Annotated in this window: 24 protein-coding genes, 1 pseudogene and 1 riboswitch; of the genes and pseudogenes, 12 read left to right on the forward strand and 13 right to left on the reverse strand. The window is 72.1% G+C overall.

Annotated features, from left to right (window positions below; translation table 11 throughout):
* The first annotated feature begins 18 nt into the window (after positions 1 to 18).
* From ACQP2Y_RS26395 to bluB, 3 genes and pseudogenes are all read left to right on the forward strand, one after another.
* Entirely contained in the window at positions 19 to 1,263 is a 1,245-nt protein-coding gene (locus ACQP2Y_RS26395; protein WP_433717716.1) for a D-arabinono-1,4-lactone oxidase, read from the forward strand.
* A gap of 116 nt (positions 1,264 to 1,379) precedes the next feature.
* Positions 1,380 to 1,475: pseudogene (locus tag ACQP2Y_RS26400) on the forward strand (hypothetical protein); the annotation flags it as partial.
* Positions 1,476 to 1,583: 108 nt separating this feature from the next.
* Positions 1,584 to 1,787: riboswitch (cobalamin riboswitch) on the forward strand.
* A gap of 36 nt (positions 1,788 to 1,823) precedes the next feature.
* Positions 1,824 to 2,450: a 5,6-dimethylbenzimidazole synthase gene (gene bluB / locus ACQP2Y_RS26405; protein WP_433717717.1), complete on the forward strand. Its 627-nt coding sequence runs from the start codon at positions 1,824 to 1,826 to the stop codon at positions 2,448 to 2,450.
* A 98-nt stretch (positions 2,451 to 2,548) separates the two neighbouring features.
* Here the strand turns inward: bluB and ACQP2Y_RS26410 are convergent, their stop codons facing one another.
* From ACQP2Y_RS26410 to ACQP2Y_RS26420, 3 genes are all read right to left on the reverse strand, one after another.
* Positions 2,549 to 2,953 (reverse strand): ester cyclase, encoded by a 405-nt coding sequence (locus tag ACQP2Y_RS26410; RefSeq protein WP_433717718.1) that lies wholly within the window; start codon positions 2,951 to 2,953, stop codon positions 2,549 to 2,551.
* Positions 2,954 to 3,035: 82 nt separating this feature from the next.
* Positions 3,036 to 4,076: a hypothetical protein gene (locus tag ACQP2Y_RS26415; protein WP_433717719.1), complete on the reverse strand. Its 1,041-nt coding sequence runs from the start codon at positions 4,074 to 4,076 to the stop codon at positions 3,036 to 3,038.
* A gap of 181 nt (positions 4,077 to 4,257) precedes the next feature.
* Entirely contained in the window at positions 4,258 to 5,643 is a 1,386-nt protein-coding gene (locus tag ACQP2Y_RS26420) for a cation:dicarboxylate symporter family transporter (RefSeq protein WP_433717720.1), read from the reverse strand.
* A gap of 110 nt (positions 5,644 to 5,753) precedes the next feature.
* Between ACQP2Y_RS26420 and ACQP2Y_RS26425 the strand changes: the two genes are divergently transcribed.
* Positions 5,754 to 7,328: a sensor histidine kinase gene (locus ACQP2Y_RS26425; RefSeq protein WP_433717721.1), complete on the forward strand. Its 1,575-nt coding sequence runs from the start codon at positions 5,754 to 5,756 to the stop codon at positions 7,326 to 7,328.
* On the forward strand, positions 7,325 to 8,008 hold the full coding sequence (locus ACQP2Y_RS26430) for a response regulator (protein ID WP_433717722.1): 684 nt from the start codon (positions 7,325 to 7,327) through the stop codon (positions 8,006 to 8,008). Before ACQP2Y_RS26425 ends, ACQP2Y_RS26430 begins: the two co-directional genes overlap by 4 nt.
* A 16-nt stretch (positions 8,009 to 8,024) precedes the next feature.
* On the opposite strand, the gene ACQP2Y_RS26435 is transcribed toward ACQP2Y_RS26430, so the two are convergent.
* Positions 8,025 to 10,184: a transglycosylase domain-containing protein gene (locus ACQP2Y_RS26435; protein WP_433717723.1), complete on the reverse strand. Its 2,160-nt coding sequence runs from the start codon at positions 10,182 to 10,184 to the stop codon at positions 8,025 to 8,027.
* 19 nt (positions 10,185 to 10,203) lie between these two features.
* Positions 10,204 to 11,235 carry an alpha/beta hydrolase family protein gene (locus ACQP2Y_RS26440; RefSeq protein ID WP_433717724.1) on the reverse strand — a complete coding sequence of 344 codons (1,032 nt, stop codon included), beginning with the start codon at positions 11,233 to 11,235 and terminating at the stop codon, positions 10,204 to 10,206.
* Positions 11,236 to 11,322: 87 nt separating this feature from the next.
* Between ACQP2Y_RS26440 and ACQP2Y_RS26445 the strand changes: the two genes are divergently transcribed.
* Positions 11,323 to 12,105, forward strand: a complete 783-nt coding sequence (locus ACQP2Y_RS26445) for an LLM class F420-dependent oxidoreductase (RefSeq protein WP_433717725.1) — start codon at positions 11,323 to 11,325, stop codon at positions 12,103 to 12,105.
* Positions 12,106 to 12,141: 36 nt separating this feature from the next.
* Here ACQP2Y_RS26445 and ACQP2Y_RS26450 read toward each other — a convergent pair whose 3' ends face one another.
* Both ACQP2Y_RS26450 and ACQP2Y_RS26455 read right to left on the reverse strand, forming a co-directional pair.
* The gene (locus ACQP2Y_RS26450) at positions 12,142 to 12,801 is read right to left on the reverse strand and encodes a response regulator (protein WP_433717726.1); all 660 of its coding nucleotides are present in this window, start codon (positions 12,799 to 12,801) and stop codon (positions 12,142 to 12,144) included.
* Positions 12,789 to 14,030, reverse strand: coding sequence for a sensor histidine kinase (locus ACQP2Y_RS26455; protein WP_433717727.1), 1,242 nt, complete (start codon positions 14,028 to 14,030; stop codon positions 12,789 to 12,791). Before ACQP2Y_RS26455 ends, ACQP2Y_RS26450 begins: the two co-directional genes overlap by 13 nt.
* A gap of 169 nt (positions 14,031 to 14,199) precedes the next feature.
* Here ACQP2Y_RS26455 and ACQP2Y_RS26460 point away from each other — a divergent pair, with 169 nt between their 5' ends.
* Positions 14,200 to 14,394, forward strand: a complete 195-nt coding sequence (locus ACQP2Y_RS26460) for a hypothetical protein (RefSeq protein WP_360832598.1) — start codon at positions 14,200 to 14,202, stop codon at positions 14,392 to 14,394.
* Positions 14,395 to 14,440: 46 nt separating this feature from the next.
* Here ACQP2Y_RS26460 and ACQP2Y_RS26465 read toward each other — a convergent pair whose 3' ends face one another.
* On the reverse strand, positions 14,441 to 15,934 hold the full coding sequence (locus tag ACQP2Y_RS26465) for a GntP family permease (protein ID WP_433717728.1): 1,494 nt from the start codon (positions 15,932 to 15,934) through the stop codon (positions 14,441 to 14,443).
* A 41-nt stretch (positions 15,935 to 15,975) separates the two neighbouring features.
* Complete coding sequence (locus ACQP2Y_RS26470; RefSeq protein ID WP_433717729.1) at positions 15,976 to 16,416, reverse strand: MarR family winged helix-turn-helix transcriptional regulator; 441 nt, start codon at positions 16,414 to 16,416, stop codon at positions 15,976 to 15,978.
* A 90-nt stretch (positions 16,417 to 16,506) separates the two neighbouring features.
* On the opposite strand from ACQP2Y_RS26470, the gene ACQP2Y_RS26475 reads away from it, so the two are divergent.
* Entirely contained in the window at positions 16,507 to 17,136 is a 630-nt protein-coding gene (locus ACQP2Y_RS26475; RefSeq protein ID WP_433717730.1) for an FMN-dependent NADH-azoreductase, read from the forward strand.
* Positions 17,137 to 17,183: 47 nt separating this feature from the next.
* Here the strand turns inward: ACQP2Y_RS26475 and ACQP2Y_RS26480 are convergent, their stop codons facing one another.
* Positions 17,184 to 17,867: an SDR family oxidoreductase gene (locus ACQP2Y_RS26480; protein ID WP_433717731.1), complete on the reverse strand. Its 684-nt coding sequence runs from the start codon at positions 17,865 to 17,867 to the stop codon at positions 17,184 to 17,186.
* Between the two features lie 105 nt (positions 17,868 to 17,972).
* Between ACQP2Y_RS26480 and ACQP2Y_RS26485 the strand changes: the two genes are divergently transcribed.
* Positions 17,973 to 18,560 (forward strand): TetR family transcriptional regulator, encoded by a 588-nt coding sequence (locus tag ACQP2Y_RS26485; protein WP_433717732.1) that lies wholly within the window; start codon positions 17,973 to 17,975, stop codon positions 18,558 to 18,560.
* On the opposite strand, the gene ACQP2Y_RS26490 is transcribed toward ACQP2Y_RS26485, so the two are convergent.
* Positions 18,557 to 19,168, reverse strand: coding sequence for a TetR family transcriptional regulator (locus ACQP2Y_RS26490; RefSeq protein ID WP_433717733.1), 612 nt, complete (start codon positions 19,166 to 19,168; stop codon positions 18,557 to 18,559). The two genes, ACQP2Y_RS26485 and ACQP2Y_RS26490, sit on opposite strands and share 4 nt — an antisense overlap.
* Positions 19,165 to 20,706: a DHA2 family efflux MFS transporter permease subunit gene (locus ACQP2Y_RS26495; RefSeq protein WP_433717734.1), complete on the reverse strand. Its 1,542-nt coding sequence runs from the start codon at positions 20,704 to 20,706 to the stop codon at positions 19,165 to 19,167. The genes ACQP2Y_RS26490 and ACQP2Y_RS26495 overlap by 4 nt, the downstream gene beginning before the upstream one ends.
* A gap of 3 nt (positions 20,707 to 20,709) precedes the next feature.
* Here ACQP2Y_RS26495 and ACQP2Y_RS26500 point away from each other — a divergent pair, with 3 nt between their 5' ends.
* The 3 genes from ACQP2Y_RS26500 (at position 20,710) to ACQP2Y_RS26510 (ending at position 22,719) form a co-directional block, all read left to right on the forward strand.
* Positions 20,710 to 21,639 (forward strand): amidohydrolase family protein, encoded by a 930-nt coding sequence (locus ACQP2Y_RS26500; RefSeq protein WP_433717735.1) that lies wholly within the window; start codon positions 20,710 to 20,712, stop codon positions 21,637 to 21,639.
* Between the two features lie 67 nt (positions 21,640 to 21,706).
* On the forward strand, positions 21,707 to 21,862 hold the full coding sequence (locus ACQP2Y_RS26505) for a hypothetical protein (RefSeq protein ID WP_360830816.1): 156 nt from the start codon (positions 21,707 to 21,709) through the stop codon (positions 21,860 to 21,862).
* Between the two features lie 14 nt (positions 21,863 to 21,876).
* Positions 21,877 to 22,719 (forward strand): PfkB family carbohydrate kinase, encoded by an 843-nt coding sequence (locus ACQP2Y_RS26510; RefSeq protein WP_433717736.1) that lies wholly within the window; start codon positions 21,877 to 21,879, stop codon positions 22,717 to 22,719.
* A gap of 22 nt (positions 22,720 to 22,741) precedes the next feature.
* Here the strand turns inward: ACQP2Y_RS26510 and ACQP2Y_RS26515 are convergent, their stop codons facing one another.
* Positions 22,742 to 24,145, reverse strand: a complete 1,404-nt coding sequence (locus ACQP2Y_RS26515) for a serine/threonine-protein kinase (RefSeq protein ID WP_433717737.1) — start codon at positions 24,143 to 24,145, stop codon at positions 22,742 to 22,744.
* Positions 24,146 to 24,294: the final 149 nt, after the last annotated feature.

The following is a 24,294-nucleotide window of genomic DNA, read 5'->3' on the forward strand; positions in this document are numbered from 1 at the left end:
ACGGCCTAGGCTGGTCCGGTGAGCAACGTGGTGACCAACTGGGCCGGCAACATCACCTTCGGCGCCCGCCGGCTGCACCGGCCGGCGGCGCTGCCGGAGCTGCAGGAGATCGTCCGGGCCGGCGGCCCGCTGCGCGTGCTGGGCAGCGGCCACTCCTTCAACCGGATGGCCGACACGACCGGCGACCTGGTCAGCCTGATCAGCCTGCCCCGGGTCGTGGAGATCGCCGAGGACCGCCGGACGGTCCGGGTCGACGGCGGCATCCGGTACGGCGAACTCGTCGACCGCCTCGACGCGGAAGGCCTGGCGGTGCACAACATGGCATCGCTCCCGCACATCTCAGTGGCCGGCGCGGTCACCACGGCGACTCATGGCTCGGGCGTCCGCAACGGCAACCTGGCCACCTCGGTAGCGGCGATCGAGCTGATCCGCGGCGACGGCGAGTTGGTGACGCTGCGCCGCGGCGACGAAGACTTCCCCGGCGCGGTGGTCGGCCTGGGCGCCCTCGGCGTCGTGACGGCACTGACGCTGGACGTGGTGCCGGCGTTCGAGATCCGCCAGTACGTCTACGACGACCTGCCCCGCGCGTCACTGGAACAGCACCTGCCGGAGATCCTCGCGGCCGGATACAGCGTCAGCCTGTTCACCAATTGGCAGACCGGGGACATCAACCACGCCTGGTTCAAGCGTACGGACGAGCTGCCGGAAGGCCCGCTGTTCGGCGCCCGCCCGGCCGACGGGAAGCGCCACCCGGTGCCCGGGGTGGCGGCGGACAACAGCACCGACCAGTTCGGCGTACCGGGCCCGTGGCACGCCCGGCTGCCGCACTTCAAGATGGAGTTCACCCCCAGCACCGGCGCGGAGCTGCAGTCGGAGTGGATGGTGCCGTTCGACCGAGCACTGGAAGCGATCGACGCGGTGGCCCGGGTCCGCGAGAAGATCGTCCCGGTCCTGCAGGTGAACGAGATCCGTACGGTGGCGGCGGACGACCTGTGGCTGAGCATGAACTACGAGCGCGACAGCCTCGGCCTGCACTTCACCTGGATCGCCGACACGGCAGCGGTCCTCCCGGCGGTGGCGGCGCTGGAGGAACAGCTCGCGCCGCTGGAGGCCCGCCCCCACTGGGGCAAGGTCTTCACCCAGGACGCGGCGACGGTGCGCAGCCGCTACCCCCGCTTCTCCGACTTCCAGGCCCTGGTCGCGAAGTACGACCCCAAAGGCACGTTCCGCAACCCCTGGCTCGACGACATCCTGGGCCACTGACCCGGCCGGCCTTTTACGGCGCTACCGGCTTGTCGCCTCCCTATCGTGGTGTCATCGACCGCCGCGAGATCATGCGGGAGTAGAAGCGGATTGCGGCGGCGATGCCGTTTGGCTCTATGCCGCGGATCCCTGTCAAGTGCTGTGCGGATGTCCTGGACGCGGCACATATCACGCTGTTCAGCGGACCACATTCCGATGTTCTGGAGAACGGCCTTCTGTTGCGGGCCGACCTGCACCGGTTGTTCGACCGCCACTTGTTCAGCTTCAACGGAAACAGGCTCCTGAGCGCACCCGGTGCCCGTGGCGGTAGCGTGTCGTCCGGCACGAACTTGTTGCGAGGTGCCCCGCCCGCGGGTGGGGAGAATCGGGAAGCCGGTGCGAATCCGGCACGGGCCCGCCGCGGTGACCGGGGAGCTGCCGCCCACGCGCATCCCTGTGCGCAGCCACTGGCCGACCGGCTGGGAAGGCGGGCGGTGAGGCGCTGATCCGGAAGTCCGAAGACCGGCCTCGCGTCGATGACCCCGGCCTGCCCGGGGCACGAGCGCAGCGGGAGCCTGCCCATGATCCACGACCTGTACGAGACCATCAGCCGCCGCCGCGACGTCCGGGGCCAGTTCACCGGTGCGCCGGTCCCCGGCGACGTCCTGGACCGGATACTCATGGCGGCGCACGAGGCGCCCAGCGTCGGACTGTCGCAGCCGTGGGACTTCATCCTGGTCCGCGACCGCGAACTCCGGCAGACATTCCACCGGCACGTGCACACCGAACGCGAAACCTTCGCCGCCACCCTCGACGGCGACGCGGCGCGGCGGTTCGCCCGCATCAAGATCGACGGGATCCTGGAGTCGACGCTGTCGGTTGTGGTGACCTACGACGCCGCCCGGGGTGGGCCGGCGGTGCTGGGGCGACATGCGATTGCGGACGCCGGGCTCTATTCGGTGTGCCTGGCGATCCAGAACCTGTGGCTGGCGGCGACCGCCGAAGGACTGGGCGTCGGGTGGGTGTCCTTCTACCGCGAGGACTTCCTGCGCGGCCTGTTGGCCATCCCGGGCTCGGTGCGGCCGGTCGCCTGGTTGTGCCTGGGTCCGGTCAGCCACCTCGAGGAGGTGCCGGATCTGGAACGGCACGGCTGGCGCCGACGGCGGCCATTGCAGCTGGCCCTGCACGCGGACCGCTGGGGCGGCTGAGCGGAGCCCGCCCGGGCCGTGACCAGGCACGGCGGCCGGCCGTGGCGGGGGCTGAGCCGGGCGAGCCGCATCCGGGCGTGGCGGACGAAAGCCCCGGCTCAGGCCGGGGTGATCCGGCCCCCGATCTGCTGCGCCACCTCGAGGTCGTTGCCCTCGAACCAGCTCTCGGCCACCTTCCCCCCGGCCAGCCGGAAGATGATGATCCCGGTCTCCCGCACCCGCTGGTCGTCCGGCGGCAGATCCAGATAGCCACCCCGGTACGTCGACCGGATCGTGTACCGCACCACCAGCCTGTCCCCGCTGACGATCACGTCCTCCAGCACCGGTTCCTGGTCGGCGAAAGCCGCCGGGTACCAGCGCAGCCACGTCGTGAAGGCGGCCAGGTCGCCGCTGCCGCCCGGTCCGTGCGCCACGAAGTCTTCGGTGACCAGGTCGGTCAGCCGTTTTTCGTCCCCCGTGCGGCACATGGCGAACCACGCGCGCGCGATCTCCGTCGCTTCCATGCATCAATTTCTATGCCATGTCGACCTTCGGCGCACTGCAAACCGGCGGCCAGGGGAAACCCCCCGGCCGCCGGCTGCGCCGTCAGTCCGTGACGGTCGGTGCGGTCCGCGCGGCTTCGCGCAGGTCGGCCTTTTCCGCCGTGTACGGGTTGTACGCGTAAGCCCGCGCCAACTCCCCCGGCACAGTGAAGTACTCGGCGGACAACTTCGCCGGGTCCGTGGCGATCTCCCCGCGACCCGGCAGGTCGTCGCCGTCGTCCCAGCCCCACGGCGCGTTGGCCGAGTTGGTGCCACAGGAGTACGTGCCCACGCCGCAGCCCCCTGAGGTGTCGCCGGCGAAGGTGCCCAGGTTGGCGTACAGGTTGGTGTTGTCCCGTTGGGCCCACAGGCCGCCCGCCGCGAAGATGTCGATCAGCTCGTAGCGGACGTCGCGGTCGTTGGTGCTGCTCGGCGCTTCGCCCTCGGTCGACGGGTAGTAGACGAGTCCGTCGCCGTTGATGGCGTACTGCGGGTACGCCTTGAGGCCGTGACCCTGGACCTCCTGCGCGGTGACGGGGTGCTGGAACGAGTCGTGCGGTGACGACTGCATCTGCAGCGTGCCGTCGACCGTTTCGCGGCCGGTGGTCCAGGTGCTGCCGCTCGGCGTGTACGAGTAGAAGCTCGTGTGCGCCACGGTGACCGCGGAGCGCAGCACCCCGTACGTGGAGCCGTCCTTCTGGATCGCCAGCAGGACGCCCTCGCCGTCGTTCTCGTGCTCGGTCTCGAAGAACGGGTGGTCGACCCAGTCCCGGGGGTGGAAGAAGAAGTAGGTGACGTACCAGTGGGTGCTGGTCTCCGCCACCGAGTAGTACGCCGCCGCCGAGAACGACGCGCCGGACTCGGCTGCGCGGTCCCAGTTGTTGCGGCCGTTCCAGTCGCCGTCGAAGTTCACTTTGGTCAGGTAGTCCGCCTTGCCGCCCAGGGCGTGGCTGCCGGTGGCGTCGACGTCCTGGTAGTGGATGGGCGCCCAGCGCAGAGCCAGGTCGGCCCGGCTGATCGCCGCGCCGGCGGGTGCCGGTGCCGCGAGCCCGATGGATGCCAGCGCTACCGACAGCGCGGCCGCGATTCTGCCCCTACCGACCATGTGTGCCCACCTTCACCGAATGGATAGACCACGGGCAATGTATGAGTTCCACGGTGGTGGATGCATGGCCGCGCCGCAACGCCCGGATGGCCGCCGACCGAAGAGTCGGCACGGCGCCACCCCGCCGCGCCCGGGGCGGTCGGATTGGGCGCGACGGAGTGGCGGATCAGGTGCCGGAGGTTCAGGCAGGTGCGCCGGCGGGAACAACTGGCGGCGGGGTAACCGCCGCGGGCGGGTCGTCGTGCTCGTCGAGCATCGTCGCCTCGTCGAACGGGTCCTCCCCGGCCAGCACGCGCTGGGCCCGGTCCCGGTCGAACTCGCTGGTCCAGGTGCCGATCAGCACGGTGGCGACCGCGTTGCCGGCGAAGTTGGTCAGGGCCCGCGCCTCGGACATGAACCGGTCGATGCCGACGATCAGGCCGACGCCGTCGAGCAGTTCCGGGCGGTGGCTCTGCAGGCCGCCGGCCAGCGTGGCCAGGCCCGCGCCGGTGACGCCGGCCGCACCCTTGGAGGCGATGATCATGAAGACCAGCAGCGAGATCTGCTCGCTGACCGACAGCGGGTCGCCGACCGCCTGGGCGACGAACAGCGAGGCCATGGTGAGGTAGATGGCCGTGCCGTCCAGGTTGAACGAGTACCCGGTCGGCACGGTGATGCCGACGACCGGCTTGCTGACGCCGACGTGCTCCATCTTGGCGATCAGCCGGGGCAGCGCCGACTCCGACGACGAGGTGGAGACGATGAGCAGGAACTCGCGGCCCAGGTAGCGCAGCAGCTTGAGCAGGTTGATCCGGGCCACCAGCCACAGCAGCGTGCCGAGGATGAGGAAGACGAAGATCGCGCAGGTCGCGTAGAAGCCGAGCATGATCTGGGCCAGGCTCTTGAGGGCGTCGACGCCGGTCGCGCCGACCACCGCCGCCATCGCGCCGAACGCGCCGATCGGGGCCAGCCACATGATCATCGCGAGGACCTTGAAGACCAGCCGCTGCAACACGGTGACCGCACGCAGCACCGGTTCGCCGCGCGAGCCCATCGACTGCAGGGCGAAGCCGACCAGCAGCGCCACCAGCAGGGTCTGCAGCACCTGGCCCTCGGTCAGCGCCGAGAACAGTGAGGTCGGGATGATGCCGAGGATGAAGTCGGCGGTGCCCTCGCTCGCCGAGTCACCGACCGCCTTCTGGCCGGCCTCGGCGACCGAGGCGTCCAGGTTGAGGCCGGAGCCGGGGTGGATCAGGTTGCCGACGACCAGGCCGATGGCCAGGGCGACGGTCGACATGATCAGGAAGTAGCCGAGCGCGAGCCCGCCGACCTTGCCGACCTTCGCGGCCTGGCGGACGGAACCGACACCCAGCACGATGGTGCAGAAGATGACCGGGCTGATCATCATCTTGATGAGGTTGACGAAGCCGGTGCCGATCGGGCGCAGTTCGACCGCGAAGTCGGGCACGAGGAAACCGACGGCGATGCCGAGGATGACGGCGACGATCACCGCCAGATACAAGTAGTGGGTGCGGTCCCGCTTCGCCCCCGGGGTCGGGGCGGGCGGGGCGGGGCTCTGACTCTCCATGCCGCAGACTGTGTCCTGGGTCTCACCCCCGGGCACCATTGCGTTCATTCTGTTCACCGCGGCGAAACGCGACGACGACGACTGGAAACACGCCGATGAGACGACGCCCCATGAGACAGCGCTGGAGCATCGCCGGGCAGCTGTTCGCGTTGCAGGTGCTGGTCGTCAGCCTGCTCGTGGCCGGCGGCACCACCGGCGCCGTGCTGCTGGCCCGCAACGACGCCCACGACGCCGCGGTCGAGGAGGTCAAGGCCGTGGCGGAGGCCATCGCCCTCTCCCCCATGGTGGCTGACGCGTTGCGCTCGCCGCGGCCCAGTGCCGTGCTGCAGCCGTACGCGGAAGCCACCCGGATCGCCACCGGGACCGACTTCGTCGTGGTGATGGCCACCGACCGCACCCGGTACACCCACCGCAGCCCCGACCTGATCGGGCAGAAGTTCGCCGGCACGGTGGCCGGCGCGCTGGCCGGCGGCACAGTCGTGGAGCAGTACCGCGGCAGTCTCGGCGAGTCGGTGCGCACCGTCGTGCCGGTGCGGGCGGCCGACGGCACCGTCATGGGCCTGGTCTCGGTCGGTATCACCACCAAGGAGATCAACCGTAAGCTGCTGGGCCAGGCGCCCCCGGTCGCGCTGGCCACGGTGGCCGCGCTGCTGCTGGCCGCGGCCGGGGCCTGGCTGCTCAGCCGGCGGCTGCGCCGGCAGACGCACGGCCTGGGCCCGGCCGAGATGACCAGGATGTACGAGTACTACGACGCGGTGCTGCACGCCGTACGGGAGGGGCTGGTGGTGGTCGACCGGGACGGCCGGGTGGCCCTGATCAACGACGAGGGCCGGCGGCTGCTCGGCATCGACCAGGACGCGCGCACCGACCGCCGCGTCGGCGAGCTGGAGCTGCCCGCCGAGGCCGCGGCCCTGCTGACGTCGCGCCGCACCACGGTCGACGAGCCGGTGCTGGCCGGTGACCGGGTGCTGGTGGCCAGCCAGCGCGAGACCCGGTTCGAGGGCCGCACCCTGGGCACGGTGCTGACCCTGCGCGACCACACCGAGCTGCGGGCACTGACCGGGGAGCTGGACTCGGTGCGCGGGCTTACCGAGGCGTTGCAGTCGCAGGCCCACGAGGCCGCCAACCGCCTGCACACCGTCCTGACTCTGGTCGAGCTGGGCCGCACCGACGAGGCGATCCGGCTGGCGACCGACGAGCTGGCGCTGGCCCAGCAGCTCACCGACCAGGTGGTCGGCGCGCTCACCGAGCCGGCCCTGGCGGCGCTGCTGCTGGGCAAGTCGGCCCAGGCCAGCGAGCGCGGCGTGGAGCTGACCGTGGACGACTCGTCCCGGCTGGAGGGCGAGCCGCTGCCGAGCCGGGACCTGCTCACCGTCGTCGGCAACCTGGTCGACAACGCCCTGGAGGCGGTCGCGGCCGCGCCGCCGCCGCGCCGGGTGCGGGTGCTGGTCCGCGAGCAGGACGCCGCGGTGCTGGTCCGGGTCAGCGACACCGGTCCGGGCATGTCCGCCGACCAGGCCGCGGCGGCGTTCCGCCGCGGCTGGACCACCAAGGACGGGCCGGGCCACGGGGTCGGGCTCGCCCTGGTCCGCCAGGTCACCGAGCGGTACGGCGGCAGCTACGACGTCACCCCGGCGACCGGCGGCGGCGCGGTGCTGACGGTCCGGCTGCCGGTGCCGTCATGACCCCCATCCGGGTGCTCGTGGTCGACGACGAGCCGTTGATCGCCGACGCGCACCGGGCGTACACCGAGCGGATCGAGGGTTTTGAGGTCGTCGCCGTCGCGCACTCCGCCCGCGACGCGATGGCCGCACTGCGGGCCGGCCCGGTCGACCTGGTGCTGCTGGACCTCAACCTGCCGGACAAGCACGGCCTGGAGGTCGCAAGGGCGTTACGGGCGGCCGGCAGCGGCACGGACGTGCTGGCCGTGACCTCGGCCCGGGACATCGCGATGGTCCGGGCCGCCGTGGCCCTCGGCGTGACGCACTACCTGCTCAAGCCGTTCACCTTCGCGGCGTTCCGCGACAAGCTCGACGGCTACGCGCGCTACCGCAGCCAGCTGCGCGACACCGGGGAGGTCGCCGCCCAGCACGAGATCGACCGGGTGCTGGCCACGCTGCGCGGCGCCCCGCAGGACTCGCTGCCCAAGGGCCTGGACGCCCGTACCCTCGATCTGGTCCTGGCCGCGCTGCGGGCGGTGACCGGCCCCACCGGGCTCTCCGCCGCCGAGGTCGCCGGCAGCATCGGGGCCTCGCGGGTCACCGCACGCCGCTACCTGGAGCACCTGGCCGACGCCGGCCGGGTCGTCCGCAGCTCCCGCTACGGCGGCCCGGGCCGGCCGGAGGTCGAATACCGGCCGGCCTGAGCAGGCCGGTGCGAGCTCAGCCGGGCTTCTTGAACTCTTCCTCCGGCTTGCCGTCCATGTAGTCGGCCACGGTGCGGTAGACCGCCGGGTTCACGATGCCGTGCGACATCCGGTCGGTGTGCCCGGCCCAGTCCGGGTTGACCAGGTAACCGGCCACCACGAGCTGCTGGGTGCCGACCACCAGCGCGGCGGTCTTGTCGTCGTCGGTCGTACCGGTCTTGCCGAAGATCGGGTGACCGACGACGCGGCGCGCGTTCGCCTCGGTGGCGCCGCCGCAGTTGCCGAGCTGCGCGCGGTCCCCGACCGGGCAGCGGGCCGCGTCCAGCGCCTTGCGGGCGACGTCCTTGCTGGTCGCCCGGTTGCACTTGGGCTGGCCGATGTCGCTCTTCTTGCCGTCCTGGGTGTAGATCTGCTGGATCGGGGTGGGCGCGCAGTACATGCCGTCACCGGCGAGCGTCGCGTACGCGTTCGCGATGTCCAGCGGCGTCGAGGCCGAGACGCCGAGGGTGAACGCGCCCCACTGGTTCGCGGCCTCCTCGTTGTCGGCCATCTCCGCGTCCTTCTGCGCCCGGAACTTGACCCCGAACCGCTTGGCCACGTCGACCACGTTCTCCGCGCCGACCTTCTCCTGCAGCGGCACGAAGTACGTGTTCACCGAGCGGCCGAAGCCGGTCCACATGTTGAACGGGCCGACCTCGCTCTTGGAGGAGTTGCCGGGGCAGTAGAAGTGCGTGCCCGGGCAGGCCGCGTCCGAACTCGGGTCGATGATGTAGCCGGACTTGTACCGTTCCTGCGCGTTGATCGTGAAGTCCGGCTCGAGCCCGCTCTCCAGCGCCGCGACCATGGTGAACATCTTGAACACCGAGCCGGCCTGGTAGCCGGTGATGTCGCCGCCACCGGTGATGATCGGGTTGGTGGTGTTCGGGTACGTGCCGCGGATGCCCTCGGCCGCCTTCGCCGGGTCGGAGGAGATCTTGTTCTCCGGATCGGCGGCGTTGTCCAACTTGTACTTGCGGTTCGCCGCCAGGGTGCGCACCCGGCCGGAGCCGGGCTCGACGCCGGCCAGCAGCAGCGCGTTGCGGTTGGTGTCCTTGATCAGCCCGGTGATCTCCTTGCGGGCCGCGCTCTGCGCCTTGACGTCGAGCGAGGTGACGATCCGGTAGCCGCCGGTCTTGAGCTGGCGCTCCCGGTCGTACGTGGTCTTGCCGAACGCCTCCTGGCTCAGCCACCAGCGGTAGAAGTAGTCGCAGAAGAAGCCCCAGTTGTTCTTCGCGACCGACACGCAGCCGTTGCCGGGCCGGTTGGTGGTGCGCCCGAGCTTGACCGCCTTGGCCTTGGTCGCGTCGTCCGGCTTCAGGTAGCCCAGGTCCAGCATGTTGTCGATGATGTAGTTGCGCCGGTCCACCGCCTGCGGGTAGCCGCTGGCGGTGGTCGGGTCGAACGAGGTCGGCGCCTTCACCATGCCGGCCAGCAGGGCCGCCTCAGCGACCGTGAGGTCCTTGGGCTTCTTGCGGAAGTACACCTGGCTGCCGGCGTAGACCCCGTACGCGCCGTTGCCGAACGGGGCGATGTTCAGATAGCGCTCGAGGATCTCCTGCTTGGTGAGCTCCTTCTCGAGCTGCAGGGCGTACTTCATCTCGGAGAGCTTGCGCTCGGGGGTGTCCTTGGTGGCGTCGACGGCCTCCTGCGGGGTCTTCGCCGAGTACGCCAGGGTCATCCGGACGAGCTGCATCGTCAGCGTCGAGGCGCCCTGCTTGTCGCCGCCCTGCTTGTTGTTGACGAAGGCGCGGGCGACGCCCTTGAGGTCGACCCCGTTGTGCTTGTAGAACTGGTGGTCCTCGGCGGCGACGATCGCGTTCTGCATGTTGACCGAGATGTCCTTGAGCGGGACGTCACTGCGGAACTCGTCGAACATGACCGCGAGCTGGGTCTTGTTGTCGGCGGCGAAGACTCGCGTCACCTGCGGCGCCGTCTGCTGCTCGAGCTGGCTGGGCAACTGCGCGAACGTCTCCGACCCGGCCTTGGCCGCCAGCCCTGACATGGCGACGGCCGGGAACGAGGCTGCGGCGACCACCACGCCCGCCAGCAGCCCGCAGATCAGCAGTGATCCGGCGCTGGCGAACTTGTTGCGGTCGCGGGGAGGCGTAGGGGAAGTCACTCGAACCAGGTTAGTCATGAAGATCCAAGGCTGCCTCTCAGAGGTCGGTCTCGAGAGTGGCCACGTCACCGGTCCGGGCGGCCCCCGGGATGCGGGCCTTGGCGGCGGTGTCGCCGTGCAGGGCCCAACGCAGGAACTCTGTGGAGGTCACGGTGGTCGCCTCGAAATCGCCGGCCCGGGTGACGTGCCCGCCGTCGGTGATCGACAGCATCGCGCGTGACCAGGGAACCGCCGCGAACACGGCGTGTCCGGCCCGGTAGGTCACGGTGTTGTCCTTGCGGCCGTGCACGAAGAGCATCGCGGCGGACGGGCCGGTGAAGGGCATTCCCTGGAAGTCGGTGCCGGCCAGGACGACGCCTGCTTTGAGACGTTCGTCACGATGCGCGCTGAACAACCCGACCGTGGTGATTCCCCCGCCGGAGTGACCGGCGGCACCCAGCCGGTCCGGGTCGATGATCGCACCCAGCGGGTCGGTCAGCGCGAGCAGCGAGTCCAGCACCGCCGACGCGTCCTGCGGCTGGTTGACGATGTCCGGCGCGTAGAAGTCGGCCGCGCCGTACGAGGTGCGCGGGTAGGTCGGGCCGGCCACGACGAAGCCGGCCTGGGCCCAGCGGGTGAGCATCGGGGCGTAGTCGCCGGGCTGCGCGGTCAGGCCGTGGCTGAACAGCACCAGCGGGAAGCGGCCCGGGGCGGCCGGCGCTTCGTCGACCGGGTCGGGGCTGGGCTGCGCCTCGCCGGTGGCGGGATACCAGACCGTGGTCGGCAGCGGCCGGTCCGCGCCGCGGGAGAACTCCAGCACCCGCTTGCCGACGGCGAAGGCACCGGCCGGTGCGGTTCCCGGCGCCGGGGCGTACGGCGCCGTGACGTTCTGCGGCGCCAGCGACGACGCGGTCGTGGAGGCCAGGATCGGAGCCGCCGAGACGGAGGCCGACGCCGACGCCGAGGGCAGGGCGGTGGCACTGGCGGAGGCCGTGGCCGACCCGCCCGTGCCGCTCGGCGACGTGCACGCCGTCAGGGCGCCGGCGCCGGCGGTGGCGGCCAGTCCGGCCAGCATTGTCCGTCTACGCATGGTCACCATCTTGCGATACGAACCTGTGCTGACCTTGAGAATCCCCCGAGCGGTAGATCACACTCCGTACGGGATTAGGCTGCGATCATGACCTCCAGGCCGGTAAGGATCGGGCTGCAGCTCCAGCCCCAGCACATGGATTACGCCACCATCCGCCGCACGGCGGCCGAGGCCGAGGAGCTCGGCGTCGACGTGCTGTTCAACTGGGACCACTTCTATCCGCTCTACGGCGAGCCCGAGGGTCTGCACTTCGAGTGCTGGACGATGCTCGCCGCCTGGGCCGAGGCGACCTCCCGCGTCGAGATCGGCGCCCTGGTCACCTGCAACAGCTACCGCAACCCGGAGCTGCTGGCCGACATGGCCCGCACGGTCGACCACATCAGCGACGGCCGGCTGATCCTCGGCATCGGCTCGGGCTGGTTCGAGAAGGACTACCAGGAGTACGGCTACGACTTCGGGACGGCCGGTGGCCGGCTCGACGATCTGGCCGAGGCGCTGCCGCGGATCGAGTCCCGCTGGGGCAAGCTCAACCCGCCGCCGACCCGGGACATCCCAGTGCTGATCGGTGGCGGTGGCGAGAAGAAGACGCTCAAGCTGGTCGCCAAGCACGCCGACATCTGGCACAGCTTCGGTGACGCCGAGACCATCGAACGCAAGCTCGGGGTGCTGCGCGGGCACTGCGCGGACGTGGGTCGCGACGCCGCCGAGATCGAGGTGTCGGCCGGCGCGCCGAAGGGCGACCCGGCGGCCGGCGGGCCCGAGCTGCGCGAGAAGGGCGTCTCGCTCTTCACCGTCGGAGTCGGCGGGCCCAAGCCGGATCTGGGCCCGCTGAAGCAGTGGCTGGCCTGGCGCGACGAGCAGAACGCGTGAACACGGCGGCCGGGCCCGCGGGCCCGGCCGTCCCGTTCAGGAAGTGCGCTCGCGGCCGTCCAGGTAGCGCAGCACGGCGGCGACCCGGCGGTCCGAGCGGTCGTCGGGCGCCATGTCGAGCTTGTTGAAGATGCTGCGGATGTGCTTGTGCACGGCCCCCTCGCTGACGAAGAGCCGCTCGGCGATGGCCAGGTTGCCCAGCCCCTCGGCCATCAGCGCCAGCACGTCACGCTCACGGGGGCTGAGCCGGTCCAGCCGCGAGTCCGGGCGGTTCCGGGCGAACAGCTGGGCCACCACCTCCGGGTCGACGGCCGTGCCGCCGCCGGCCACCCGGTGCAGCGCCTCCAGGAACTCCTCGACCCGGCCCACCCGCTCCTTGAGCAGGTAACCCAGGCCCCGGGCCCCGCCGGCGAGCAGCTCGGTGGCGAACATCTGCTCGACGTACGCGGACAGCACCAGCACCGCCAGGCCGGGACGCCGCCGCCGGGCCTCGACCGCCGCCACGATCCCCTCGTCGGAGTGGGTCGGCGGCATCCGCACGTCGACGATGGCCACGTCCGGAGCGTGCTCGTCGACGGCCGCCAGGAAGGCGTCCGGGGTGCCCGCGGTGGCGACCACGTCCAGCGACTCGGCGCGCAGCAGCAACGCCAGTCCCTCCCGCAACAGGGCATCGTCCTCGGCGATCACAATCCGCACGGCAGCTCCACCTCCAGGGTCGTCGGCCCGCCGGGCGGGCTGGTCATGGTCAGGGCGCCGTCGAGGGCCTCGATGCGGCGCCGGATGCCGATCAGGCCCGAGCCGCCGGTCTCGTCGGCGCCGCCCCGGCCGTTGTCGGTGATGCGCAGCCGGAGCCGGCCGCCGCGGCTGCGCACCTCGACCGTGGCGTGCGTGGCGCCGCTGTGCTTGGCGATGTTGGTCAGGGCCTCGGCCACGACGAAGTAGGCGGTGGACTCGACGGAGGCGGCGCAGCGGTCCGGCACGTCGACCTCCATCCGGCACGGCACGGCGCTGTCGGTGGCGAGCCCGTTCAGCGCGCCGGCCAGTCCACGGTCGGCCAGCACCGGCGGCAGGATGCCCCGGGCCACCGCGCGCAGCTCGGCCAGGGCCAGCTCGGCCGAGCTCTGGGCGCGTTCCAGCAGCGCCTCGGCCTCGGCGGGATCGCGGGTGAGCATGCGACGGGCGGCGCCGAGCAGCACGGTGGTGGCCACGAGCCGGTTCTGGGTGCCGTCGTGCAGGGACCGTTCGATGCGGCGCAGCTCGATGGCGTGCGCGTCCAGGGCGGCGGCGCGGGTCGCGGTGAGCTGGGCGACGCGCAGCGAGAGGTCGACCTCCGGGCCGGGTGCGAGCAGCCGCCGCCCGTACGCGCCCTGCAGGCGGGCCATCGCCGGGGTCAGGCCGATCGTCACCACGGCCCAGCAGAGGCCCAGCAGCGTGACGGTGACGACGCCCGCCCAGTCGTGCACGGTCCACAGGCCGAGTCCCGGCGTCCGGTCGCCCTCGGGGATCAGCTGCCACCAGAGGGCGAACGTGCTGTCCCGTACGGCCCAGACCGGCAGCTGGATGCCCAGAACGCCGAGCAGCAGGCCCAGGGTGGCGTGCCGGGCCGCCCAGGCCACCTCGCGCCGCGTGCCCGGGTCGGCCAGCGCCGCCCGCCATCCGGCCGGTGGCGGGCCGGGGCTGAGCACCTCCTCGCCGCGGCGCGAGAGCCGGTTGCGTTCGAGGTCGGCCACGGCGTGCAGCAGGCGCAGGGCCGAGGGCAGCAGCAGCAGTCCGATGCCGATCAGGCTCGTGGCGGCCACCAGGAGCAGCCAGGACAGCGCGCCCAGGGCCAGGGTGGCGGTGCCCAGACCGACGAGCAGGTCGCGCAGCGCCCGCAGGGTCGACCTGCGTGCCTCGCCGGCCAGCCGCCGGATCCTCGCCTCCATGGCCGCTGACCCTAGGGCCAAGCCGCCACCGGTGGCAGGGCCGGGGCCCGAAAGTACAGCCTGCTGTACCCCGGCAGGGCAGATGACGGGATCGGCACGGCCCGCCCGGCTGCCTAGCGTCGATGGCAACGGATGCACACCGCGTCCCGTCCCCACCGAGGAGTCAGCCATGACCGACATCGACCGTTCCAGCACATCCCCCGCCACCCGGGCTCTGGTCTGGACCCTGCTGCTGCTCTGCACGGTCGGCAACCTGGCGCTCTCGATCTACGGCGGGCCGCTGGTCGTGCACCTCGGCCTGGGCGTGGTCACTCTGCTGTGCATCGCCGCGCTGGTTGTGCCGTACCTGCGCACCAAGCGGTGACCGCGCCCACCGAAACGGGCGCGGTCACCGGAGGAAAGGACCTGGGTCAGACGAAGATGTCGAGGATCAGCACGCAGGCGAAGCCGACCACCGAGATGATCGTCTCCATCACCGACCAGGTCTTGATGGTCTGCCCGACCGTCATCCCGAAGTACTCCTTGACCAGCCAGAAGCCCGCGTCGTTGACGTGCGAGAAGAACAGCGAGCCACAGCCGATGGCCAGCGCGAGCAGCGAGATCTCGGGCTTGTCCAGGGTCGCGGCGAGCGGGGCGACGATGCCCGCGGCGGTGATCGTGGCGACGGTGGCCGAACCGGTGGCCACCCGGATGCCCACCGCGACCAGGAAGCCGAGCAGCAGCGCGGAGATGTTGGCGTCCTTGGCCGCGTCCGCGACCACGTTGCCGACCCCGGCGTCGACCAGCACCTGCTTGAAACCGCCACCGGCGGCCACGATGAGCAGGATGCCGGCGATCGGCGGCAGCGAGCCGCCGATGACCGCCGAGGTCTGCGCCCGGTCGAAACCGGCCCGCTTGCCCAGCGTCCACATGGCCAGCAGCACGCCGGCCAGCAGCGCCACCACCGGGGTGCCGGCGATGTCGAGCGCCTTGCGCAGGCCGGTGTCCTCGTCGAGGGTCAGCTCACCGATCGCGCGGATGAGCATCAGCACGATCGGCAGCAGGATGGTGAGCACCGCCGGCAGCACGCCCGGGTTGCGCCGCCGGGACGGCAGGTCACTGTCGACCGGCTTGTCCGGCTCCGTGGAACCGGCGTTGGCCAGGTCGTCGCGGTCGACGAAATCCTGACCGCCGGCCGGGCCGGAACCGGCGGTCCGGCCACCGCTGCCCGCGGGCACGAGCTGGGCCGGCACCGCCAGCGGCACCCGCTTGGCGATGAAGTTGCCGAAGATCGGGCCCGCGATGATCACCGTCGGGATGGCGCAGATGAGCCCGAAGGCGAGGGTCAGGCCGAGGTCCGCGCCGAGGCTGGAGATCGCGACCAGCGGGCCGGGGTGCGGCGGGACCAGGCCGTGCAGGACCGACAGGCCGGCCAGCGCCGGGATGCCGATCTTGAGCAGCGGTACGTCGGTGCGCTGGGCCACCAGCAGCACGATCGGCACCAGCAGCACGACGCCGACCTCGAAGAACAGCGGCAGGCCGATGAGCGCGGCGACACCCGCCATGGCCCAGGGCAGCGCCGATCCGGAGAACTTGCGGACGATCGTGGTGACGATGCTGTCGGCGCCGCCGGACTCGGCGAGCAGCGCCCCGATCATGGAGCCCAGCGCGATCAGCAGTCCGACGCTGCCGACCGTGCTGCCGACTCCCGTGGTGAACGACTTGATGGTGTCCTCGGGCGCGACGCCGGCCACGACTCCGAGCACGGCCGCGCCCATGATCAGGGCGAGGAAGGGATGCCACTTGGCCCAGGCGATGAGCAGGACGACGACCGCGATGCCGAGCACCGCGGCCAGGACGAGTTGGCCAGTTCCGGCGGAGGTTATCGCTTCCGCGGCCAACACCGGGGCAGAGAGCGAGGTCATGGGCGTGCCCTACCCGATGCCGGCGTTTTCCAACCGTTCGTTCAGGAGCGGTCCAGCGCGGCGATGACCTTTCCCAGCGCCGTCGCCACGGTGCGTGACTCCGCGGCGGCGAGATGGGCGGTGAAGTGGCGTTCGATGCCGCCGAGATAGACCGGCGCGGCGGCGCGCAGCCGGGCCCGGCCGGCCTCGGTGATCGTCGCGTACGCGGACCGGCGGTCGTCGGGATTGGCCTCGCGCGTGACGAGCCCGTCGGCGGCGAGCTGGTCGACGACCCGGCTCACCCGGGACCGGCTGACCACGGCCACGGCCCCCAGTTCGCCCATGCTGAGCCGGCGCCCCGGTGCCGCGTTGAGCTCCAGCAGGACGTCGTACCAGGTCAGCGGCAGTCCGCAGGCCGCCTGCAGTTCGCGGTCGAGCTGCGGGACGAGAGCGGCGTGCACGCGCAGCAGGGCGCTCCAGGCCGCAACTCCAGTGTCGCTCATCACCGCAGCCTAGCGACTCTTGTGCGTGCGCACGCATCGGCGTAAGAATGTGCGTGCGCACGCATTTAAGTCGAGCCGAGGAGAGCCACCATGACCAAGCTCCTGCACATCTCCGCCTCGCCGCGCGGCGAGCAGTCCGAGTCGCTGGCGATCGCCGCGTCCTTCCTGGACACGTTCCGGGCCGAGCACCCGGACATCGCCGTCGAGACGTACGACCTGTGGGACGGCACCCTGCCGGCGTTCGGCCCGGACGCCGCCGCGGCCAAGATGGCGATCTTCACCGGCGAACAGCCGCAGGGCGCGGCGGCCGAGGCCTGGCAGTCCGCCGTCGACACCTTCCACCGCTTCGACGCCGCCGACCGCTACCTGTTCAGTGTCCCCATGTGGAACGCCGGCGTGCCGTACGTGCTCAAGCAGTTCATCGACGTGGTGAGCCAGCCCGGCCTGGTCTTCGGTTTCGACCCCGAGCAGGGGTACACCGGCCTGCTGACCGGCAAGCGCGCCGCGGTCGTCTACACCAGCGCGGTCTACGGCCCCGGCCGCGGCCCGGCCTTCGGCGCCGACTTCCAGGCGCCGTTCTTCACCGACTGGCTGCGCTGGGCCGGCGTCGCCGACGTCGGCGAGGTGCACTTCCGGCCCAACCTGGCCACCGCCGACGCGGCGACCGCCCGCCGGCTCGCCCACGAGCAGGCCCGCGACCTGGCCAAGCGCTTCGCCTGAGCGCGATCGGGCGGCCGTCCCGGGCCCGGCCGGGACGGCCCCGCGGGTCAGTCCTGCAGGGCGGTCGACAGTCCGGCCTTGACCGTACGGCTGAACTCGTCGGCCACGATCTCGGGCCTGCCCGCCGCGATGCCGTCCAGGGCCAGGGTCGCCACGACGGCCGGGTCGATCTTCTGGTCCGCGGGAACGGCGGCCGCCATGTCGGTGTCCATGAAGCCGACGTGCAGCGCCGACAGCGTGATGCCCTTGGGCGCCAGCAGGTCGCGCAGGGCGTTGCTCTGCGCCCACTCGGCCGCCTTGGCCGCGCTGTACGCCCCGAACGGGCCCGGGTGCAGCCAGGACAGCACGGACAGCACGTTGAGCACCGCGCCGCCGCCGTTGCGCTCCAGCACCGGCGCGAAGGCCCGGGTGACGGCGAGCGTGCCGAAGTAGTGCGTCTCCATCTCCAGCCGGATCGCGTCGAGGTCGCCCTCCAGCAGGTTCACGCCGAGGCTGGTGCCGGCGTTGTTGACCACCACGGTGGCGTCGTCGGCGATCTTGGCCGCCTGGGCCACCGACTCCGGGTCGGTGATGTCGAGCTGCACAGGGATCACCCCGGGCAGATCGATGGTCTCGGGGCGCCGGGCCGCCGCGTACACCTTGGCGCCGCGCTGCACGAGCTGGGCGGCGAAGTGCCGGCCGAGGCCGCGGTTGGCCCCGGTGACGAGGGCGACGGAGTTCTCGAGCTGCATGGTGGTTCCTTCCGTTGATCCGACGAGTTTTAGATTATGAGCATCATCTATCAGCGGCAAGGTTAGATGACGAGCGTCATATAAGATGAGTGCCGGAGGTGCGGGATGGCACGGGTGACCCAGGCACAGGCACAACAGAACAGGGAACGGGTGATCGCCGAGGCGGCGCGGCTGTTCCGTGAGCGCGGCGTCCAGGGGGTCAGCGTCACCGACCTGATGGCCGCGGCCGGGCTCACCCACGGCGGCTTCTACAAGCAGTTCGCGTCCAAGGAAGCGCTGGTCGCGGAGGCGACCGGCCGGGCCTTCGGCGAGCTGGGCGAGCGGCTGACCGCCCTGGACGCCCAGCATCCCGGCGACCACGCGGCCGCCCGGCGGGAGCTGCTGGACTACTACTTCTCCCCCGAGCACCGCGACCACGCCGGTCAGGGCTGCCCGACCACGGCCTTCGGCGGCGACATGGCCCGGGAGGCGCCGGACAGCCCGGCCCGCGAGCCGTACGCCGACGGGGTGCGCGACTTCGCCCGCTGGATGGCCGCCGGCGACGACGAGGACCTGGTGGCGATCGCGACGATGGCGGGCGCCCTGATGCTGTCCCGGGCGACGGCCGGCACCGAGCTCTCCGACCGCATCCTCACGGCCGCCCGCCGGTCACTGGATGACCACGCTCCAGAGCCGGGGCAGGTCCCCGGCTAGCCCGCGGAAGGCCCGACCGGGAGGCCGGCCTGGAGCAGGGCCAGCGCCCGGTCGAAGTCCTCGAAGTACACGGCGCCGTCGGCCATGCTCTTGCCACCGCGGTTGGCGGCCAGCGCCGCGCCCATGACCGCGCCCGCGACCACCCGGGAGGCGAAGTCGTCGCTCGGCAGCCCGGCCCGCTCGGCGACCACCTCGGCCAGCAGCGTGATCGAGTCGGCGTACTGCTGCTGGGTGCGCATCCTCAGCTCGGGCACGCTCGCGATGAGCTGCTGGCGACGCCGCTCCTGCTGCCACTGCGCGTCGGTGAGCTGCGCGAACAGCTCCCGGACACTGCGCCGGATCGCCTCGATCGGGGACAGCTCGGCCGGCTGGGCCCGCAGCGCCGCGACCATCAGCGGGTCGTAGTCGTCGGTGAGGACCACGTCCTCCTTGGTCGGGAAGTACCGGAAGAACGTGCTCGGGGAGACGTCCGCCGCCGCGGCGATCTGGTCGACCGTCGTGGCGGCGTACCCCTGCTCGTGGAAGAGCCGCATCGCGTGCTCGCGGATCGCGGCCTTGGTCCGGGCCTTCTTGCGCTCACGCAGGCCGGCCGGCGGGGTCGACGTCATACCACCGATTCTGCCGGTGCCGGCAGCGTCGTGGGTGGCAGGGGGGCGCTCGCCGGATCCGCCGCCGGGCGGGCGGGCAGGAAGAGCAGCGAGAGTACGGCCCCAGCAACCGCGACCCCGCCCGCGACGACCAGCGCCAGGTCCATGCCGGACGTGAAGGCGGCCTGCACCGATCCCAGCAGGGCCGCGTCACCCAGCCCACCGGCGACGGCGACCCCGGCGGTGGCGCTGTCCCGGACGGCGTCGGCCGCCGTGGTGCTCAGCCCGGTCACGTCGACCCCGTCCCGGTACGCGCCGTTGAGCACCGTGCCCAGCACCGTGACCCCGATGGCCCCGCCGACCTGGCGCAGCGCCTGGATCAGTCCCGACCCCACACCGCTGCGCTCGGGCGAGAGCGCGCCGAGGGCGGCGTTCATGGCGGGCGGCATGGTGAAGCCCAGCCCGACGCCCGCGACGGCGATCCAGGCCGCGACGAAGCCGTACCCGGTGCCCGGACCGGTGGTGGCGCCGGTGAACAGCCCCGCCGCCATCAGCAGGAGTCCGGCCGTCACGACGGTCTTCGCCCCCAGGCGCGGTTCCAGCCGGCCCGCGATGCGCGCACCCACCAGCAGCCCGCCGATCACCGGCAGCAGGCGCAGCCCGGTGCCGAGCGCGTCGTTGCCGCCGACGGCCTGGAAGAACTGCGGCAGCGCGAAGAGCATCCCGAACATGCCGAAGCTCGCGACCGTGGCCAGCAGCGATCCCCAGGTGAAGGCCCGCGACCGGAACAGCGCGAGGTCCACCAGGGGTGCCCGGGCGCGCCGCTGCCAGGCCAGGAAGAGGGCCAGGACGGCGATCCCGCCCACGGCGGTGAGCAGGGACCGCGGGTCGGTCCAGCCGCGTTCGCCGGCCTCGATGACCCCGTACGTGAGAGCGACCAGCCCGGCCGCCGACAGCACGATGCCGAGCGGGTCGAAGCGCCGCGCCCGGTCACCGTGCGACTCCGGCACCCAGAGCAGCACCGCGATCAGCCCGGCCAGCACCATCGGCACGTTGATCAGGAAGACCGAGCCCCACCAGAAGTTGTCCAGCAGCCAGCCGCCGACGACCGGGCCGAGCGGGATGCCGAGCGCGCTGGCCGTCACCCAGATCGTCAGTGCCTTCGGTCGTTCCGCGGGGTCGAAGATCACGGTCAGCACGGCCGAGGTCAGCGGCATGAGGACGGCGGCGCCGAGACCGAGGGCGGCCCGGGCGGCGATGAGCTGGCCGGTCGAGACCGCGTACGCGCAGGCGACCGACGCGGCGCCGAAGAGCACCAGCGCGCCGACCAGCATCCGCTTGCGGCCGAACCGGTCCCCCAGCATGCCGGCCGGCAGCAGGGCGGCCGCCATCACCAGCAGATACGACGTGGTGATCCATTGCAGGTCACCGGTGGTGGCGTGCAGGTCGCCGGCCAGGGTCGGCAACGCGACGCTGAGCACCGTGCTGTCGAGCCCGATGGCGAGGGTGCAGAGGGCGAGCGCGCCGAGCGCCCACCAGCGTGAAGTGGAAGTAGCCATGAAATGACAGTAACACTCAAAAGCTACCGGCTATCAGAATGTGAGGTAGGCGATGATCGGGTGGTGAACGACTTCCTCCGCGAGCTCGGCCTGCCCGGCCTGGCCGACGTGCACACCCACTTCCTTCCCGAGCGGATGCAGCGCCGGGTCTGGGCCCACTTCGACCAGGCCGGACCGCTGATCGGCCGGGCCTGGCCGATCCGCTACCGCGGCACCGAGGCCGAACGGGTGGCCGAGCTGGGCGCGCTGGGCGTACGGGTCTTCTCGGCACTGGCGTACGCCCACCGCCCCGGGATGGCCGCCGATCTCAACACCTGGACGCTGGACTTCGCGGCGCGTACCCCCGGCTGCCTGCCCAGCGCGACCTTCTTCCCGGAGCCGTCCGCGGCCGCCGATGTCCGCGCGGCGCTGGACTGTGGCGCCCGGATCTTCAAGCTGCACCTGCAGGTCGGCGGCTTCGACCCCCGCGACGAGCAGCTGGACGAGGCGTGGGGCCTGCTCGCCGAGAGCGGCACCCCGGTCGTCGTGCACGCCGGCTCCGGCCCGGTCCCCCACGGCTTCACCGGTCCGGGCCCGATCGGCGAGGTGCTCGCCCGCCACCCGCGCCTGGCCATGCTCACCGCCCACCTCGGCGGCCCCGAGTACGAGGGCTTCCTCGAGCTGGCCGAGCGCTACGAACGGGTCGGCCTGGACACCACCATGGCCTTCACCGACTTCTTCGAGGAGCTGGCGCCGTTCCCGCCGGCGCTGCTGCCCCGGCTGCGCGAGCTCGGCCTGGCGGGCAAGGTCCTGCTGGGCAGCGACTTCCCCAACATCCCCTACCCGTACGCCCACCAGCTCGAGGCCCTGCGCCGGCTGGAACTCGGCGACGACTGGCTGCGCGCGGTCTGCTGGCACAACGCGGCCCGGCTTTTCGGTATCGATAGCGCGTAGATCCACGTCCGGGGTGCGCGGCTGTGCCACGATCACATCGATCAAGACCCACGGGACGAGGTGTGCCATGAAGAAGGCCGTCGGCTGGATCGTGCTGATCCTGGTCATCTTCTACATCGGCACCAACCCGGGCCCCGCGGCGGACATCGCCCAGGGCATCGGCGACGGCATCGCCGAGGTCTTCCGCAACGTCGGCACGTTCTTCTCCGAACTGGCGAACTGAGCCCCGGGCCCACCGTGCACATCGTCTGCGTGGGCCTGGCCACCGTGGACCTGGTGCAGCGCGTCGACCGGCTGCCCGGCGTGGACGAGAAGGCCGAGGCGCTCACCGCCGAGGTGGCCGCGGGCGGCCCGGCCACCAACGCCGCGATCACCGCGGCCGCGCTGGGCGCGCAGGTCACGCTGGTCACCGCGGTCGGCGCACATCCGCTGGGCGGGTTGATCCGGGCCGACACCGAGGCGTACGGGGTTACGCTGCTCGACGCGACGCCGCTGGCGCGTACGCCACCGCCGGTCTCGGCCGTCACCGTGCTGGACGCGACCGGCGAGCGCACGATCGTCAGCCGTAACGCCGGCGCCGCCGAGGCTCCGGTGCCCCCGGTCTTCGCTGAGCTGCTGGCCGCCGCAGACATGGTGCTGGTGGACGGGCACTATCCGCGGCTCGCTCTGGGTGCCGCGCGCAGCGGTCGCCCGTTGCTGCTGGACGCGGGCAGCTGGCGTCCGGTCTTCGCCGACCTGCTGCCCCGGGCCGACGTCGTGGCGTGCTCGGCCGCGTTCCGTCCGCCGGGCAGCGCACCGGTCCGCGAGGCGCTGCGGTCCGCCGGTGTGCCGCGCGGCGCGATCACCCGCGGATCGCAGCCGGTGAGCTGGTGGAACGGCGACGAGCACGGCGAGCTCACCGTGCCGGCCGTCCCGGCGGTCGACACGGCCGGCGCCGGGGACGCGTTCCACGGCGCACTCGCGGTCGCCCTCGGCCGCGGCGACGATCTGCTGCCGGCTCTGCGGTACGCGGTGGGCATCGCCGGCATCCGGGTCCGGCACACCGGGCCACGCTCGTGGCTCCGGGCCCTGCCGGACTGACCCGCGCACCTGACGTGACCGGCTACGCGCCCGGCGACGGCCCGAAGCTGTCCAGCACCACGGCCAACCGCTGCAACTCCCCGGCCCACGCCGCGCCCGGCGCGTGCCACTCCACCACGTACGTGTCGCCGTCCACGCTGACCACCCGGCGCAACCCGTGCATCAGCCCGGCGTCCGCGTCCCGGAACGTGTACTCCCAGACCGCGTCCGGTGGTTGCGCCAGCGCCTCGATCCGCACCCGCCGGTACGAGGCCAGCCGGGTGGCGCTCTCCGCGGTGATCAACCCCGCGACGACGTTGCGCGGCGGCGGATCCCACCGGCCGATCCGCAGGCTCAGCTCGCCCCGCGCGGCCCGGAACACGAGGTCACCGGCGGCGTTGCGGCTGCGGCGCCAGCCCGCCGGCACGGCCACCCGGTACTGCCCGGTCTCGGTCCACCAGCGGAAGTCCTCCGGCAGCACGAACCGGGCCCGGGCCACCGGGGAGGCGGCGATCGCGGGCCGGTCGCCGGGCCTGCCGTCCTGCCGTACGGCCGCAGCCGTCCCACCGAGCGCGGCCAGCACGACAAAAGCCACCACGACGGCCACCCTCCGCCGCTCCCGCCGACGTGGCACGGCGGCCACCTCGCGCAGCCGGTCCTCCACCTCGGACGCCGTGAGCCGCTCCGCGGGCTCCCGCCGCAGCAGACCCTCCAGCACGTCGGTCAGCGGACCGGCCTGCACGGGCGGGTCGGGAGCGCCGGTGGTCAGCGCCCGCAACGTGTCCTCGGTGCTCTCCCCCGCGAACGGGGGCCGGCCCTCCACCGCGTGGTAGAGCGTCGCGCCCAGCGACCACAGGTCGGCCCGGGCGGTCGACACCTGGCTGAGCAGCCGCTCCGGCGCGACGTACTTCGGGGAGCCGAGCGTGATCCCGGCGCTGGTCAGCGCCCGGACGCCGGCCTCGGTGCCGGCCGGGCCGAAGTCGGCGAGCACGATCCGCCCGTCGTCGGCGATGAGCACGTTCGCCGGTTTCACGTCGAGGTGCAGCACCCCGGCGCGGCCGGCCGCGTTCAGGGCGTGCAGCACGGCCAGCCCGATGGCGGCCGCACGGGCCGGCGGGAGAGGCCCCGACTCCTGGAGGACCTCGAGCAGTGAGCGGGAGGCGACGTACTCCATGACGATCCAGGGGTCCTCGTCGTCGGACAGCACGTCGAGGATGCGGATCACGTGCGGGTGCCGGACCCGGGTCAGCGCCCGCGTCTCGCGCAGTGTCAGATCTCGGACGAGGTCGCGCTGCGCCGGGGTGAGGCCCTCGGGTGGCACGCATTTCTTGATGGCGACCGGGCGGGACCGCCGCTCGTCGTCGGCCAGCCAGACCTCGCTCATGCCCCCGGCGGCGAGGGCCCGCAGCAGCCGGTAGCGGCCGCCCACCAGGTGTCCTTGCGCCATGCCACACCCCGGACGTTTGCGAAGGTCAGCAGCCACTTCGACGATACTGGACGGGGCCGCGGATGTCGGCCCCCCGAACGCGGAGTTCGGACGATCCGGGGCTGTCCACACAGGCGCCCGGTCGCGCCACTCGGAGGACTCGAACCTCA

The organism is Actinoplanes sp. CA-051413, assembly GCF_050955795.1.
Taxonomy (GTDB): Bacteria; Actinomycetota; Actinomycetes; order Mycobacteriales; family Micromonosporaceae; genus Actinoplanes.